General features: G+C 61.8%; 11 protein-coding genes. 6 read left to right on the top strand and 5 right to left on the bottom strand.

Annotated elements, in window-relative coordinates; translation table 11 throughout:
- The first annotated feature begins 29 nt into the window (after positions 1-29).
- The 3 genes from EL257_RS24045 to EL257_RS24035 all read left to right on the top strand — a co-directional run bounded on the left by EL257_RS24045 (position 30) and on the right by EL257_RS24035 (position 3,168).
- The gene (locus EL257_RS24045; RefSeq protein WP_126366829.1) at positions 30-1,010 is read left to right on the top strand and encodes a GlxA family transcriptional regulator; all 981 of its coding nucleotides are present in this window, start codon (positions 30-32) and stop codon (positions 1,008-1,010) included.
- Between the two features lie 300 nt (positions 1,011-1,310).
- Complete coding sequence (locus EL257_RS24040; protein ID WP_126366827.1) at positions 1,311-2,420, top strand: DUF3182 family protein; 1,110 nt, start codon at positions 1,311-1,313, stop codon at positions 2,418-2,420.
- A complete protein-coding gene (locus tag EL257_RS24035) occupies positions 2,410-3,168 on the top strand; it encodes an alpha/beta hydrolase family protein (protein ID WP_126366825.1) in 759 nt (252 codons plus the stop codon). The genes EL257_RS24040 and EL257_RS24035 overlap by 11 nt, the downstream gene beginning before the upstream one ends.
- Positions 3,169-3,283: 115 nt before the next feature.
- Here the strand turns inward: EL257_RS24035 and EL257_RS24030 are convergent, their stop codons facing one another.
- The 4 genes from EL257_RS24030 to EL257_RS24015 are packed head-to-tail and all read right to left on the bottom strand — an operon-like array spanning position 3,284 to position 7,258.
- Entirely contained in the window at positions 3,284-4,270 is a 987-nt protein-coding gene (locus EL257_RS24030) for a lysylphosphatidylglycerol synthase domain-containing protein (protein WP_126366822.1), read from the bottom strand.
- The gene (gene clsB, locus EL257_RS24025) at positions 4,267-5,541 is read right to left on the bottom strand and encodes a cardiolipin synthase ClsB (protein ID WP_126366820.1); all 1,275 of its coding nucleotides are present in this window, start codon (positions 5,539-5,541) and stop codon (positions 4,267-4,269) included. Before clsB ends, EL257_RS24030 begins: the two co-directional genes overlap by 4 nt.
- The gene (locus EL257_RS24020) at positions 5,538-6,335 is read right to left on the bottom strand and encodes an endonuclease/exonuclease/phosphatase family protein (RefSeq protein WP_126366818.1); all 798 of its coding nucleotides are present in this window, start codon (positions 6,333-6,335) and stop codon (positions 5,538-5,540) included. The genes clsB and EL257_RS24020 overlap by 4 nt, the downstream gene beginning before the upstream one ends.
- On the bottom strand, positions 6,332-7,258 hold the full coding sequence (locus EL257_RS24015; RefSeq protein WP_126366816.1) for a DUF72 domain-containing protein: 927 nt from the start codon (positions 7,256-7,258) through the stop codon (positions 6,332-6,334). The genes EL257_RS24020 and EL257_RS24015 overlap by 4 nt, the downstream gene beginning before the upstream one ends.
- A gap of 666 nt (positions 7,259-7,924) precedes the next feature.
- On the opposite strand from EL257_RS24015, the gene EL257_RS24010 reads away from it, so the two are divergent.
- A complete protein-coding gene (locus EL257_RS24010) occupies positions 7,925-10,030 on the top strand; it encodes a mechanosensitive ion channel family protein (RefSeq protein ID WP_126366814.1) in 2,106 nt (701 codons plus the stop codon).
- Positions 10,031-10,144: 114 nt separating this feature from the next.
- Here EL257_RS24010 and EL257_RS24005 read toward each other — a convergent pair whose 3' ends face one another.
- Positions 10,145-14,431, bottom strand: coding sequence for a DEAD/DEAH box helicase (locus EL257_RS24005; RefSeq protein WP_126366812.1), 4,287 nt, complete (start codon positions 14,429-14,431; stop codon positions 10,145-10,147).
- Between the two features lie 324 nt (positions 14,432-14,755).
- Here EL257_RS24005 and EL257_RS24000 point away from each other — a divergent pair, with 324 nt between their 5' ends.
- On the top strand, positions 14,756-15,640 hold the full coding sequence (locus EL257_RS24000; RefSeq protein WP_126366810.1) for a sugar nucleotide-binding protein: 885 nt from the start codon (positions 14,756-14,758) through the stop codon (positions 15,638-15,640).
- Entirely contained in the window at positions 15,633-16,562 is a 930-nt protein-coding gene (locus EL257_RS23995) for an NAD-dependent epimerase/dehydratase family protein (RefSeq protein ID WP_126366808.1), read from the top strand. The genes EL257_RS24000 and EL257_RS23995 overlap by 8 nt, the downstream gene beginning before the upstream one ends.
- The last annotated feature ends 38 nt before the right edge of the window (positions 16,563-16,600 follow it).

Below are 16,600 nucleotides of genomic sequence, written 5' to 3'. Positions count from 1 at the left end.
CACCGACAATAGACAGGGGAAAACTGACAATGGCCGCAGAAAAAGCCGCCACCGCTGAGTTGGGCGTGCTGATCTATCCCGGCGCGCAACTGGCGGCGGTGCACGGTTTGACCGATCTGTTCGCGGTGGCCAACCGGATTGCCGCCGAGTATCAGGCCGTGCATTTGCCGTTGTTGCGGGTCAGTCACTGGCAGGCCGAGGGCGAGCAATTGCCGGCGCAGGTCTACGCCAGCCATCCCGGCGCCGCCGCCGCTTTGCTGGCCGTGCTGATTCCACCATCCCTCGGCGGTTTCGATGCAGCGCAGATGCCGGCCAGTCTGGCGCAATGGTTGCGGGATCAGCATGCGCGCGGCGCGACACTTGGCGGCGTCTGCGTGGGCTCGTTGATGCTTGCCGAAAGCGGCCTGCTCGACGGTCGCAGCGCCACTACCCACTGGACTTCGGCCCAAGCGTTCGCCGAGCGTTATCCGCACATCCGGCTCAAGGCGGACACGCCGATTGTCGACGACGGCGATTTGATCACCACGGCCGGGCTGATGGCGTGGTCGGAATTGGGGTTGCGCCTGGTCGATCGCTTGCTCGGCCCGAGTATCGCCACCGCCACCGCGCGTTTTCTGGTGATGGAGCACAGTGACAGCGCCAGTGAATGCGGCAGCAATTTCGCGCCGATCCTCGGCCACGGCGACGCGGCGATTCTCAAAGTCCAGCACTGGCTGCAAAGCACCGGGGCAACGGATGTGTCGCTGACGGCGATGGCCGAGCGAGCGGGCCTGGAGGAGCGCACGTTTCTGCGTCGATTCCGTGCCGCCACCGGTTTGAAACCGACCGAATACTGCCAGCATCTGCGCGTTGGCAAGGCGCGGGAAATGCTCGAATTTACCAATGGCACCATCGATCACATCGCCTGGACCGTGGGCTACCAGGATCCCGGTGCGTTTCGCGCGATCTTCAAGAAGATTACCGGGCTGGCGCCGAGTGATTATCGCGGCCGGTTTGGGCTGACGCGCTAAGCTCAAGTCCCGCAGTGATTCTGTGGGAGCTGGCTTGCCAGCGATGGCGGCGGGTCAGCCAGCATCGATGTGACAGGTATTCCCTCATCGCTGGCAAGCCAGCTCCCACAGGATTTAACTCAGGACGTGGGATCGTGCAATTTGCCGGAAATTTGAGCTCAGTCGTGCAGATTGAAACAGGCGCGGTGCCAGTACCGTCGCAGCAACCGCCCGATTACCGGGTGTTTGCCATAGATGAACGCTTGGCCTGATCTCTGCAATTCTGTTTGTTGAATTCACTGAATGAATAAAGGGGAACGCATGACCCCGACATCTCGCAAGAAACTGGTTGTCGCGCACTCGGTGCGCGGCGACGCGCCGCAGCATGAAGTGCAGACCAACAAGGCACTCGCGCGCTGGCTGGCGCAAATCCTCGGCTGGAAATTCGGCGGCAGTTACGACCCGGCCAAACATCAGGGCCGCGACCTGTATCTGCTGCCGACTCAAACCATTGTCGGCGCCGCCAATGCACAAGCGCTGGGAATCACCGGTCCCGATGACTTGTGGGGCGGGTACGTCGAACACGACTTCATCTGCACCAAAGCGATCAGCCATGGCTTGCGCAGTCATCAGGCACGCGCACCGCAGGGCTGGTCACCGCTGTTTTCCGAACGGGTGCGCAATGTCGTACTCGACGGGCTCAGCGTTTTCGCACTGGAAGATGCCCGTCCAGCTGCCGAGCATCTGTTGTACAGCGGGCCGATTCGCTTGAAGCCGGTCCACGCCTGCGCCGGTCGCGGCCAAGAGGTGATCAAAAGCCTCGATGCGTTCGACGAAATCCTCGCCCGCCCCGACATGGCTCAACAGTTCAGCGAAGGCGTCGTGCTGGAACAGGATCTGCGCGATGTCGTTACCCACAGCGTGGGCCAGTCGTTCATCGGCGACAAAGTGCTGAGCTACTGTGGCGATCAATATTTGACCCAAGATGGTCACGGCGAAGAGGTTTACGGTGGCTCGAACCTGCTGGTGGTGCAGGGCGGGTACGAGCAACTGCTGGCGCTGGAACAGCCCGACGATGTGCGTCTGGCGATCGAGCAAGCGCAAGTCTTCGATCAGGCCGCGGATGAAGCTTATCCGCGTTTCTACGCTTCGCGCCGCAATTACGACATCGCTCAGGGCCTGGACAGCAGCGGCAAGCGCCGCAGCGGCGTCCTCGAACAATCCTGGCGCATGGGCGGCGCGAGCAGCGCCGAAGTCGCCGCGCTGCAAAGCTTCGTCAACGACCCGGGGATGCCAGCGATTCGCGTCTCTTCGGTGGAAACCTATACCGATCAGCCGCTGCCGGCGGACGCCATTGAGGTGTACCGTGGACCGGCAGAAAACAGCGACTTCCTTCTCAAATACGTAACGGTCAAATCCTATGACGGCTAGAAGCGAAAGCATTCAAATCGACATTGATGATGAACAGATGAGCGGGACGTTCCTCAGTCCCAAATCGAAAGTGCCGGGGGTGTTGTTTGTCCACGGCTGGGGCGGCAGTCAGGAACGTGATCTGGAACGGGCCAAAGGCATCGCCGGGCTCGGTTGTGTGTGCCTGACCTTCGACTTGCGCGGGCATACCGGCGGCACCGGAATTCCGCTGACCCGCGTCACCCGCGAAGACAATCTGCGTGATTTGCTCGCCGCCTATGACCGCTTGCTCGCGCACCCGGCGCTCGACACCTCGGCGATTGCCGTGGTTGGCACCAGTTACGGCGGCTACCTCGCGTCGATCCTCACCTCATTGCGCCCGGTGCGCTGGCTGGCACTGCGCGTGCCGGCGTTGTACCGCGACGAGCAATGGCACACGCCCAAGCGTGATCTGGACAAGGCCGATCTGCGTGATTATCGCGGCGCTCTAGTCCGCGCTGACAGCAATCGCGCGTTGCATGCCTGCTCGCAATTCACCGGGGATGTGTTGCTGGTGGAATCGGAAACCGACGACTTTGTGCCCCACGCGACGATCATGAGCTATCGCGCCGCGTGTCAGCAGACTCACTCGCTGACGCACCGCATTATCGATGGCGCGGATCACGCATTGAGTGATCCGGTGTCGCAGCAGGCCTACACCTCAATACTGGTGGACTGGATTACCGAGATGGTGGTGGGTGAGAGGTTGAGCATCATCCAGTCCAGATGATCTGTCGCCTGTACCGGCGCTTTCGCCAGCAGGGCTAGCTCCCACAGGGGGAATGTGTTCCAACCTGTGGGAGCTAGCCCTGCTGGCGATGGCGCCATCAGTCTCGCTGCAATGCTCAGGAAGGTTTTTTCTCGATCCGCAGCGCCTTGGCCTTGGCCTCCACCACCAGATACATCACCAGCGTGATCAGCAGCGGCAACAGAAAATAAATTGCCCGATAGGCCAGCAGGCCGGCGACCAGACTGCCGCGCGATGCTTCGTGCTGCAGCAGCGCCACAAATACCGCTTCGAGTACTCCCAGCCCCGCCGGAATATGCGTGATGACCCCGGCAATCGCGCTGATCAACAACACGCCGAGAACCAACGGATAATCCAGTTTGCTCGGCAGCAGGGTGAAGATGACGGCCGCCATCAATGACCAGTTCAACGCCCCCAGCAGCAACTGCAATACCGCCATGCGCAGCGATGGCAGGTTGATTTCCACGCCGCGAATCGCCCACTCGCGACGCTTGGAAAACTGGCACGCCGCCAGATAACCCGCGCTGATCAACAGCAACAACACGCCAACCAGTTGCAGCGCATCACTGCTGAGTTTCCACCCCGGTGGCATGCGCACCAGACCGCTGCTGAACACCACGCCGGCGATGGTCATGTAGCCGAACCAGTTGGTCGCCAGGCTCAGGCCGAGAATCTTGGCGATGTTGCCTTTGCTCACGCCCAGGCGCGAATACAGCCGATAGCGCATGGCAATCCCGCCGACCCAAGCGCTGAGATTGAGGTTGAACGCGTAGCTGATAATGCCGACCGGCAGAATCTGCTTCCAAGTCAGATCCTGACGAATATAAGTGCGGCCCATCAAATCAAAACTGGCATACACCAGAAAACTCAACAGCGTTACGCTCGCGGCGATGATCAGCGTTCGCACCTTGAAATCGGCAAGCGTCTCCAGCACCTCGGCCCATTCGATACGCGTGGCGAACATCGTCAGCAATACGATCAGCGCGAGGAAAAACAGAATGGTCAGCGGCCGCTTCCAGCGGCTCCATTTGGACGGCGCTGCCTGTGCCGAATGACTGTTGGAATGGGCTTCGGAATGGCTCATGGACGCGCACCTCGGAAAGGCTTCAGACGCGGTTTATGCGCTGGCAGCCAACCGGCCATCGCCGGGAAGTGCCGCAGAAAGTGAAACACCAAGAAGCCTACGGTCATGTGCCAGATCCGACCGCGCGGCAACAGCTTGGCGTCCATGGCTTTGCAGTGATTCTGGCTGAGATCTTCGAGACGTTCGTAAAGATGCTGGTTGAAGGCGCGGTCGCGGATCAGCACGTTGGCTTCCAGGTTCAGCGACAGGCTCAGCGGGTCGAGATTGCTCGAACCCACCGTGCTCCAGTCATCGTCGACCAGCGCGACTTTACCGTGCAGCGGCCGCTCGCAGTATTCATGAATCTGCACGCCGGCGCGCAGCAGATAATCGTAAGTCATGCGCGCCGCCAGTTTGGCCACCAGCATGTCGGGCTGACCTTGTAGGATCAGCCGCACATCAACCCCACGCCGGGCCGCATTACGGATTTCACGGAGCAGGCGGTAGCCGGGAAAGAAATACGCATTGGCAATGATCACCCGGCGCTTGGCCTTGCGCAGCACCTGCAAATAGACATCTTCGATATCGGTGTTGTGTTGATCGTTGTCGCGGAACACCAGTCTTACTTGCCCGTCATGATCGGTGAAGGCCATTTCCGCCAGACGCTGGCGGCGGCGCTGCCACCAGAACCGCGCGCGTCCGGGGCGACCGCTTTGCAGCAGGGCGAAATGGTGGATGTCAGCAACGACCGGCCCCTGGATTTCCACCGAGTAATCCTGCTTGGCTTCGGGGCCGAAGTCGGCCAGGTGATCGCCGGAAAAATTGATCCCGCCAATGAACGCAATCAAGCCGTCGACCACCACGATCTTGCGATGCAGGCGGCGGAACCAGTTGGTGCGGATGCCCAGGTGTTTCGGCGCCGGATCGAAGATTTGCAGATGCACGCCGGCGTCGCTCAGCGCCGACAGATAAGCGGTGCTCAGCTCGCCGCAGCCGAAACCGTCGAGGCTGACCGTGGTGCGTACACCACGCTGCGCGGCTTCGATCAGGATCTGTTGCAGCTCGGCGCCGACCTTGTCTTCGAAGACAATGAAAGTCTCCAGCAGAATCTCACTCTTGGCCGCCCGCATCGCTTCGAACACGCGCGGGAAGTATTCCTCACCGTTTTCCAGCAGCTCTACGCGGTTGTTACCGTGCCATTGGTATTCGACATCGACGTGTCCTGGCTCGCGTACCGGCGGGTTCATTGTGACGGGTTCCACCGTGGTTTTTTCCAGTGGCGCACTGTTCATAGTTCAATCTCCACCGATAACGGTGCGTGGTCGGAAAGGTGAGACCAGGGCCGGTTAGTCAAAACTTTCGGCCGGCTGGCTTTGAGGTTGCGCACGTAGATGCGATCGAGCCGCAGCGCTGGCAGACGCGCGGGAAAACTGCGCGCCGGTTTGCCGTGATGTTCGGCGAACACTTCACGCAGACCGCAAGGCTTGAGTTGCGCATCGGCGCGCTGGCGCCAGTCGTTGAAATCGCCGGCGACAATCACGGGCGCGTCGTCGGGCAGCTCGGCGAGGCGTTGCATGAGCAGATCGAGCTGCGCGTTGCGATGGCTTTCGCGCAGGCCCAGATGCACACAGATCGCGTGAACCTCGGCGCCGTCACCGGGCAGGCGCAGCACACAATGCAGCAGCCCTCGGTTTTCATGGCCGCTGATCGATACGTCGAGATTGTCGTGGCGGATGATCTGGAATTTCGACAGCAACGCATTGCCGTGATCGCCCTCCGGGTACACCGCATTACGCCCATAGGCGAACTGCGGCCAGAGGCTGTCGGCGAGGAATTCGTACTGCGGCATCGTCGGCCAATTGGTGAAGCGCTTGGGATGGTGTTCGTGGGTGCCGTGCACTTCCTGCAAAAACACCACATCCGCCGCTACGCTGCGCACCGCTTCGCGCAGTTCCGGCAGGATGAAGCGCCGGTTGAGCGCGGTGAACCCCTTGTGGGTGTTGACCGTCAGCACCGTGAACGTGCGCACCGACGGCGCGACCACGGAGCCTTCATCGGTAAAACCGACCGGTTCGGGAATGCTCATGCCAGCACTCCTTCACCAGCGGGTTCGCCGGGCGCGGTGGCGAGGTCTTTGTCCAGATCAAAACGATGCAGCAGATCACGCGCGTCGTAGGGCGCGCGGACCTTGATGTCGTTGTCGAAATAGCAAAACACTTCCCGGGATTTGCGCGCCCGCGGCTTCAAGCGCGGGGCGATCAGGTGCGCGTCTTTCGGCTGCCCGCCGTGGTGCCAGGCGTCAATGCGCTCGGCCCAGCGCTTGAGCGCAGCATCGGAATAGCCGCTGGCGTAAAGCTCTTCGGCACCGTGCAGGCGCACGTAGACAAAGTCGCTGGTGAGGTCTTCGCGGTACGGCCATTTACCGGCGGTGTCGGCGACGACGAGTGCGGTGTTGTGGCGTTTCAACAAGCGTACGAACTCCGGGTCGATGAAGCTTTCATGGCGAATTTCCACCGCGTGACGCAGCGGCTTTTTGCGCCAGGCTTTGACGCTGGCGTGACCGGGCAGATGCGCGTCGTGCTGGCGGGCGAGGGCGGCGGCTGCTTGGGTGTCGCGTGGCAGTTGCGCGAGAAACTGGTCGAAGCGCTCGGCCTCGAATTTGAAGTTCGGTGGAAACTGCCAAAGGATCGGCCCGAGTTTTTCCTTCAATTCCAGAACGCCTGACGCGAAAAAATTCGCCAGCGGCTTTTCGATTTCGCGCAAGCGCCGCACGTGGGTGATGAAGCGCGGAGCCTTGACGCTGAAAACGAAGTCATCGGGGGTTTCGGCGTACCACTGGGCGTAACGTTCGGGGCGTTGCAGGGCGTAGAACGATCCATTGATTTCGATGCTGTTGACCGCCCGTGAAGCGAACTGCAATTCGCGCTTTTGCGCCAGCCCCTTCGGGTAGAAGTCCCCGCGCCACGGTTCGTAGCGCCAGCCGGAAATACCGATGTGAATCGCTGCCATTTCACCCTCCCGATGAAGTCCTCGTGTTGCCTGTGTTTTGTGATGACTGCGCGGCGCACGGGAAAGTTTCGGCGGCGTTACGGACGGTCGCGGGTGAAGCGAAGATCAAGAGCTTTCCCCCTCACCCCAACCCTCTCCCCCAAAGGGGCGAGGGGGAAAGGGAGCAGATCTGCATCGTCTTCAGACTTGAGTTCGACTCAAGACGTGCAGGTGGTGAGGTTGGTCATGCAACTAGGTCGGCTCCCTCTCCAAGGGGCGAGGGGGAAAGGGAGCAGATCTGCATCGTCTTCAGACTTGAGTTCGACTCAAGACGTGCAGTTGGCGAGGTTGGTCATGCAGCTCGGTCGGCTCCCTCTCCAGGGGGAGAGGGGGAAAGGGAGCAGATCCGAATCGACTTCAGACTTGAGTTCGACTCAAGACGTGCAGTTGGTGAGGTTGGTCATGCAGCTCGGTCGGCTCCCTCTCCAGGGGGAGAGGGGGAAAGGGAGCAGATCTGCATCGACTTCAGACTTGAGTTCGACTCAAGACGTGCAGTTGGTGAGGTTGGTCATGCAACTCGGTCGGCTCCCTCTCCCTCGGGGAGAGGGCTGGGGTGAGGGGCTCTTGAACTTGCCGGGCATTTACCGATCAGTTCCTAACAAGGTTCAGTCACGGGAGATCGGAGTTTTGCGCAAGTTCAGGATCGCCATTCTGCTGGGAGCGCTGCTGTGCTTCGGCGTCAATTCAGTGCAGGCCGCTGCGCTGCCGGGTGTTCCAGCCACCGAGGAAAAACCCGCCGAACCGGAACCGATCGTGCAGGGCGGCCTGCTTGGGGCGATCAGTTCGAGTATCGACGACGTACAGGACAAACTCGATCTCAATGAACATTTGGTCGATGCCTGGCGCTTGCGGGCCGATCGCGCTGCCGATGAGGTCGACCGTCTGGTCAAGCAGCCGTCGAACCGCTCGGGCTGGAGCGTGGCTGGGGATTTCCTCACGCTGTCAGGCGTATGGCTTGGCAGCTTCGCGGTACTGACGGTGCTCGGCAGCCTGCTGGCCAAGCGTCTGCGCAAGGGCCGCTGGCTGCGCACCCGACAGCGCAGCCAGGATCTGCTCGGCTACGTGCTGCCGTACACCGTTCCGGCGTTGATCTGTCTGCCGCTGACGCTATACGTCAGCCATTTTCTGCAAGGCTCGGTCGGTCGGGCGCTGGCGTTGTGTCTGGCCTATGCCACCAGCAGCGGCATATTTTCCACCTCGATGTTGTTGTGCGTGGTGGTGATGTTCAACGTCGGCCACAAGCGCACGGCCGCGCGGATCATTCGTGAATACTGCCCGCGGCCGTTGTTCCTCATTGGCTTTCTCGCTGCCCTCAGTGATGCCTTGACCAGCCCGCAGATCGCTCGGCAGTTGGGCGGCAATATCACCAGTAGCGTGGCGGTGTTCACCGGTCTGATCGCCTCGGTGATTTTCGGTTTGCTGGTGATTCGTTTGCGTCGGCCAGTGGCGCATCTGATTCGCAACCGGCCGCTGGTTCAGCGTTTGAAACAGCCGTCGTTGCAGGAGTCGCTGCGGATTTTTTCCGGGTTGTGGTATTGGCCAATCGTGCTGATGGTGCTGGTGTCGGCGGTCAGTCTGATCGGCATCGGCGAAGACAACCAGAAAGCCCTGCGCTGCGCGCTGTTCACCACGGTGCTGCTGATCGCCACGGTGTTTCTCAGCACCGTGTTGCAGCATTTGTTCAAGTCACGCAAGGCGGAAGCGATCCAGCGCAGCAGTGCCTACAAAGAGCGCTTTCTCAGCCTGCTGCATGCGTTGCTGCGCATCGTCATCGCGATTGTGTTCATTGATATTCTCGGGCGGATCTGGGGCGTTTCGTTGCTTGATTTCGCCCAGAGCAGCACTGTCGGCCGCGCGATCAGCAATGCCTTGAGCAGCATCGGCCTGATCTTCCTCGTGACGTGGCTGCTGTGGGTAGTGCTCGACACGGCGATCCAGGAAGCGCTGAAACCGCCGCTCACCAAGCGCGCCGCGCGCCAGCCCAGCACACGGGTGAAAACCATTCTGCCGCTGCTGCGCAACGCGATCAAAATCATCCTTGTGGTGATTTGCGCGATCACCACCATGGCCAACCTCGGTATCAACGTCGCACCGCTGCTGGCTGGTGCCGGGGTGGTCGGTCTGGCCATCGGTTTCGGTTCCCAGCAACTGGTTCAGGACGTGATTACCGGGTTGTTCATCATCATCGAAGACACGCTGTCGATCGGGGACTGGGTGGTGCTCGACTCCGGCCATGCCGGCACGGTCGAAGGCCTGACAATCCGCACCTTGCGTCTGCGTGACGGCAAGGGCTTTGTGCACTCGGTGCCGTTCGGCCAGATCAAGGCAGTGACCAACCAATCGCGGCAGTTCGCCTTTGCGTTTTTCTCGGTGCAGTTCACCTATGACACTGATGTCGACAAGGCCATTGAATTGATCCGCGAAGCCGGCGACTCGATCCGCGAAGACCCATTCCTCAAATACAACCTGCAGGGACCACTGGATGTGTTTGGCGTGGACAAGATGGATTTGAACGGCGTGGTGCTGACGGCGCAATTCCGTACGGTATCGGGCGGGCAGTATGCCGTGAGCCGGGCGTTCAACCAGCGCTTGAAAAAGCTTGTGGATAACACCGCGAATGTGCATTTTGCGCAGACTTATCCACAGCAGGTGTTGTTGCCGAAGCGTCAGCAAGAGGGGCAGGTGGAGCCGGAGCATTCGCCGGTTGTGTTGCCGCAGGAATCTCGGACCTAAAGTTGATTTGTGCTGAGAGGGCCGGCGTCTTCGCGAGCAGGCTCGCTCCCACATTTCGACCGCGTTATCCCTGTGGGAGCGAGCCTGCTCGCGAAGACGCCAGATCGACCGACATTAATGGCGGATCAATTTCCGGCTTATCTGCTCCAGGTCCACCTGATCCAGCTCCATCCATATGTGCTGCTTGCCGGCAATCAGCGCCGCCGCCGGAATCCCATCGCGGTACACCAGCCGATTACTCACCAGCGCCGGGACCTTCGCACCCGGCAATAAAGTGCCGGCCAGATTCAACGGATCCACCCCGCACACCGCCACCAGGCTGCCGTCGGTCGGCCGCCGTCGCACTTCGCGCAATAATGGAATCGCTTCAGGCAAGGCAAATTGTTCCCCTGCCAAACCGCTCACGAAACGCCCGCCGCGAATCTCGCCGCGTGCCTCCAGCCGATGAAACGTGCGCAGCAGTTCGCGCCAACTTGGTAGCCAGTCCGCCTCGCGCTCAAGCAAACGCCAGAACACCACGCCATAGCGGCGCAGCAGAGTCATGGCGACGTGCTCCAGTGTCTCGGCCGTCGCCACTGACGAACCCCGGCGCAGCAACGCCCAACGCCCGGCATCGTCCATGCCGCCGATAAAAGCGCCGCGCCCGCGCCGACTGCTGCGCTGCGTGCGCTTGCTCGCCGGCGTGATCAGCGCGCGCAGGCCGGCAAAGCTGTCGGCGTTCACCAGGCCGGCGCCGACCAGTTCCTGCAAGGCGATTTCCAATTCGCTGCGCAGCAGACGCGCCTCATGAATCAGCTCATCGAAAAACAGCGCGCCATGCTGACTCAAGGCTTCAAAGACTTTTTGGGTTTTCGGCGACAGTTCGCTCACGGGTGTCTGTTCGGCCAAAGCGCTCCACAGCCCGACCTGACCGCGCGGCAGCAACACGATCGGCGTGCTGCGCAGCGCCGTGCCGCTGACTTTTTGCCGGGCGCTGAGGCGCGTCCATACCAGTTTGCCGTTGCGGCACAGGTCGTCCAGCCAGCTCGGTGAATAATCCTTGAGGCGCGCCGGCAGAATGTCGCTGTCCCACGCCGAGGCTGCGGCGGCGTAGCCTTCGAACTGGCCGACAATCGCCGGCAGCACCGCGCTGCCCCGTCCCTGCGTGGCGGGTGTCAGGTGTTGCCAGTCGAACAGGAAACGCATGAAGTCCTGCAGCGCCACCGGTTCGATTTCTCGCCGCAGACGCTTGACCGTGTAGCGGTGAATGCGCGCGAGCAAATGCCGTTCGCACCATTCCTCGATGTTGAGTTGCGGCGTGAACTGGCCGCGCAGCACATAGCCTTCGCCCTCCAGTCGGGCGAGGGCTTGATTGACCTGGGTGGTCGGCAACGCCAGCGGCTCGGCGATGGCCGCTAACGGCAGCGGGCCGAACGCACCGAGCCGCGCACGCAACACTTCGATCAGCGCCTCATCGAACGTCCACGCTTCATCAAATCCTGGCAATGCCTCCACCTCGGGCTGCAATTCGCCCTGTGGATAAAGCGCTTGCAGGCACGTCAGACGTTCGCGGGCCAGCCACACGGCGTGACCGCGAGTAATCTGCAAACGACACGCGCGACCGCTGCTGACGAGCGTCTGCAGCCATTCTGCCCAGCCTTCGTTTGCTTGGACCTCGGCCTCGCTGATGCACCCCAGACTCATCAGCGCCTCATGCATTTCATCCGCAGCGTTCGGCCGTGGCCAGGCCTCTTCGCGTACGGCGGCAATCGCGTCCGCGTCCAGTGCACCGAGATCGTCCGTCGACTGCGGATCGCTCCAGCGTCGGTTGAGTACCGCTTGAGTGCGGCGTTCTTCCAGCGGCGCGTCGTCGAGAAAGGTGTAAGGCCGGGCGCTGAGGATTTCTGCGGCGAGCGGCGAAGGGGCCGGCAAGTCGCGGCTGATCAAACGTACCTCGCCACGTTCCATGCGCCGCAGCAGATTGAGCCAGCCTTCGCTGTCCATCGCTTCGTGCAGGCAATCGTCAAGGGTTTGCTCGATCAGCGGATGCTCAGGGATCTCGCGCTCACCGGCGAGGTTTTCCAGGCAGGCGATCTGATCGGGAAAGACACTGGCGATCAAGTCTTCGCTTTTCATGCGCTGCAACTGCGGCGCCACTTTGCGCCCGCCGGCAAAACGCGGCAACGCCAGCGCAACACCGGCATTCCAGCGCCAGCGTACGCCGAACAGCGGCGCGTCGAGCACCGCTTGAATCAGCGTGTGTTCGGCGCTGTTGCTGTGCAGGTAGCGCCAGATTTCATCGAGTTCAAAGCTGTGGCTGGTCGACAGCGAGAGCACGATCGCATCTTCGCTGGCGGCGGCCTGCAATTCGAAGTTGAAAGTGCGGCAAAACCGCTTGCGCAAGGCCAGGCCCCAAGCGCGGTTGATGCGGCTGCCGAACGGCGTGTGGATGATCAGTTGCGTGCCGCCGGACTCGTCGAAAAAGCGCTCCATCAGCAGCGTGTCTTGCGAGGGCAGCGCGCCGAGGGTTTGCCGCGCGCGGGCGAGGTATTCGACCAGTTGCTCGGCGCTGGCGCGGTTGAGGCCGAGGGTCTGCGTCAGCCAGTCGAGCGCCGGTTGCAGATCGCCGGGGCTGGCGCTGAGCAACTCATCCAGTTGCGCTTGCAGACGCGCCACGGCGAACGACAACTCATCGCTACGTCCCGGCGCCTCGCCGAGCCAGAACGGGATGGTCGGTGGCTGGCCGTGCGCATCTTCGACACGCACTTTGCCGCTCTCGACCCGCAGAATGCGGTACGAGGTATTGCCGAGCTGGAACACGTCACCGGCAATGCTTTCCACCGCGAAGTCTTCGTTGACGCTGCCGATGTTCAGGCCTTGCGGCTCCAGCAGCACGCTGTAATCGGCATTGTCGGGGATGGTGCCGCCGCTGGTCACCGCGGTCAGTTGCGAACCCCGTCGGCCGCGCAGAGTGCGGCTGACGGCGTCGCGGTGCAGGTAGGCGCTACGGATGCCCTGGCGACCGTTGTAGCCTTCGGCGAGCATCGCCAGCAGGGCTTGATAGTGTTTTTCGTCGAGGTCGCGATAGGGCGAGGCTTTGCGGAACATCGTCAGCAAAGCGTCCTCCGGCCATTCCTGGCAACTGACCTCGGCGATGATCTGCTGCGCCAGCACATCCAGCGGTGCTTGGGGAATGTGCAAAGTGTCGAGTTCGCCACGGCGCACGCAGTCGAGCAGCGCGGTGCACTCGATCAGATCGTCGCGGGTGGTGGCGAACAACCGGCCCTTGGGCGTACCGCCGACCTGGTGGCCGGATCGCCCGACCCGCTGCAGAAATGCGGCAATCGAGCGCGGCGAACTGATCTGGCAGACCAGGTCGACTTCGCCGATATCGATGCCCAGTTCCAGCGATGCGGTAGCGATCAACACCTGCAACTCGCCGCGCTTGAGCCGTTGTTCGGCATCCAGGCGAAATTCTTTGGCGAGGCTGCCGTGGTGCGCCGCCACAGCGTGTTTGCCGAGGCGTTCGCTCAGGTGCCGACTCAAGCGTTCGGCCAGGCGTCGGGTATTGACGAAAATCAGCGTGGTGCGGTGCTCGCGAGCGAGCTCGGCGAGGCGATCGTAAACCAGCTGCCAGACATCGTTGGCCATGACCGCCGACAACGGCACGCGCGGCACCTCAATGCCCAGATCCCGTGGCCGGGCGTGACCGATGTCGACAATGTCGCAGCAGCGCTCATGACCGACCAGAAATTGCGCCACGGCCTCGACCGGTTTTTGCGTGGCGGACAGCCCGATGCGGGTCAGTGGTTCGGCGCACAACGCTTGCAGCCGCTCGAGGCTCAGGGCCAGATGACTGCCGCGTTTGCCGGCGGCGATGGAATGGATTTCGTCGATGATTACCGTGCGCGTGGTGCTGAGCATCTTGCGCCCGGATTCAGAGCCGAGCAGCACGTACAGCGATTCCGGCGTGGTCACCAGAATGTGTGGCGCGGTCTTGCGCATGGCCGCACGTTCTTTCTGCGGCGTGTCACCGGTGCGCACGGCGGTGGTGATCGTCAGCTCCGGCAAGCCCATATCGCGCAATTGTGCGGTGATCCCGGCCAGCGGATTCTGCAGGTTGATCTGGATGTCGTTGGACAGCGCTTTCAGCGGCGAGACGTAGACCACCAGCGTTTCGGCGGGCAGGCCGTCGGGGTGTTCCAGGCCTCTGTGGACGAGATCGTCGAGCACGGCGAGGAACGCGGTGAGGGTTTTGCCGGAGCCGGTGGGCGCGGCGATCAAGGTCGAGCGGCGCTGGCGAATCAGCGGCCAGGCACGGGCCTGCGCGGCAGTGACTGCCGGGAAGGTCTGGCTGAACCAGGCGCTGACGGCGGGGTGAAAGCCTGCCAGGGCGCTGTTGGCGGGGAGGGGCAGATTCATGGCTTAAGTTATGCGGGCGCAGGGGGGAAGATGCAAGTACCGCTCAGGATCTCGGCTGTCTGACTCGGCCTCATCGCTGGCGAGCCAGCTCCCACAAGGACTGCGGTGGTTCACAGAATTTGTGGTCAGCACTGAACCCTGTGGGAGCTGGCTTGCCAGCGATGGGGCCAGATGCCACAGCACAAATCCTTGGGATGTACACTTTACGGATGACGGTTGCGCACTAAACCCGCAAAATGCAACGATTCCGGCAATGATCGGCGACGGGTCCACATATCCTGTCGCTCAAGCCATCGTTCCAATCAGACTGGGCCTGCTGACTCTATGCGAATGCGCCTTATGTTACTGGGCGGCGGAAATGCCCTTGGGCAGGCGCTGATTCGCCTCGGTGCAGAGGAAGACATCGGTTTCCTCGCCCCCCGCCCGCCCGAAAATGGCTGGGATGCCGCGAGCCTGACGCAATTGCTCGACGACACCCGCCCCGACGCGTTGATCAACCTCGCCTACTATTTCGACTGGTTCCAGGCCGAAGCCGTCAGTGAAAGTCGTATGGCCGGGCAGGAACGCGCGATCGAACGTCTCGCCGAACTGTGCCAGCACCACAACATCGTTTTGGTGCAGCCTTCCAGTTACCGAGTATTCGACGGCTCACGCGCCACCGCCTACAGCGAAAAAGACGAGCCGGTGCCGTTGGGCCTGCGCGGTCAGGCGTTGTGGCGGATCGAACAAAGCGTCCGCGCGACCTGCCCGCAGCATGTGTTGCTGCGGTTCGGCTGGCTCCTCGACGACAGTGCCGATGGCACCCTCGGACGCTTCCTCGCCCGCGCCGAACAACCGGAAGAGTTACTCCTGGCCGACGACCGCCGTGGCAATCCGACGCCGGTCGACGACGCGGCACGGGTGATCATCTCGGTACTCAAGCAACTCGATTGCGCCGCGCCGCTGTGGGGCACTTATCACTACGCCGGCCATGAAGCGACCACGCCGCTGGCGCTGGGCCAGGCGATTCTGACCGAGGCCCGCAGCCTGCACGCGCTCGCCATCGAAGCGCCGACCGCGCAGGCCCACGCCGCACGACCCGACGCCGCCGAAGAGCCGCAGCATGCGGTGCTGGCCTGCAAGAAAATTCTGCACACCTTCGGGATCAAGCCGCGTGCCTGGCGTGCCGCGCTCCCGGCTTTACTGGATAGGTTCTATCGTCATGGCTAATGGCCCTGTTTTAATCACCGGCGGTGCCGGCTTCATTGGCTCGCATCTGACCGACGCCTTGCTTGCCAAGGGGCATTCGGTGAGGATCCTCGATGACCTGTCGACCGGCAAACGCAGCAATCTGCCGCTGGACAATCCTCGGGTTGAGTTGATGGTCGGCGATGTTGCCGATGCCGCGCTCGTCGCACAGGCGATGCAAGGTTGCAGCGCAGTGGCGCACCTGGCCGCGGTTGCCTCGGTGCAAGCGTCGGTGGATGATCCGGTGAAGACCCATCAGAGCAATTTCATCGGCACCCTGAATGTCTGCGAGGCCATGCGTTTGGCCGGGGTCAAGCGCGTGGTGTATGCCTCCAGCGCGGCGGTGTACGGCAACAATGGCGAGGGCGAGTCGATTGATGAAGACACGCCAAAAGCCCCGCTGACACCCTATGCCTCGGACAAACTGGCCGGTGAGCAATACTTCGATTTCTACCGTCGCCAGCATGGCCTGGAACCGGCGATTTTTCGCTTCTTCAACATCTTCGGCCCACGCCAGGATCCGTCCTCGCCGTATTCCGGGGTGATCAGCATCTTCAGCGAACGCGCGTCGAAAGGTTTGCCGATCACCGTGTTTGGCGATGGCGAGCAGACTCGTGATTTCCTCTATGTCGGTGATCTGGTCGATTTGCTGGTGCAGGCGCTGCAAAAGCCTGACGTGCAGGTAGGCGCGGTCAATGTTGGCTGGAATCAGGCGATGAGTCTGAAGCAGATGCTCGAAGCGTTGAAATCGGTGGTCGGTGAGTTGCCGCCCGTGAGCTACGGGCCGGCGCGTTCGGGTGATATTCGCCATTCGCGGGCTGACAACCGACGCTTGTTGCAACGCTTTGAAATGCCGCCGCAGACGCCGATGAGTGTCGGGTTGGCGCGCTTGCTCGGGCGCTAAGCCCCTCTCCCAGGGGGAGAGGGAACTGACTGAGGTGT

The organism is Pseudomonas fluorescens, assembly GCF_900636825.1.
Lineage (GTDB): Bacteria > Pseudomonadota > Gammaproteobacteria > Pseudomonadales > Pseudomonadaceae > Aquipseudomonas > Aquipseudomonas fluorescens_BG.
Note: the sequence above shows the minus strand (reverse complement) of the source record. Positions and strands in the feature narration are given on the sequence as shown.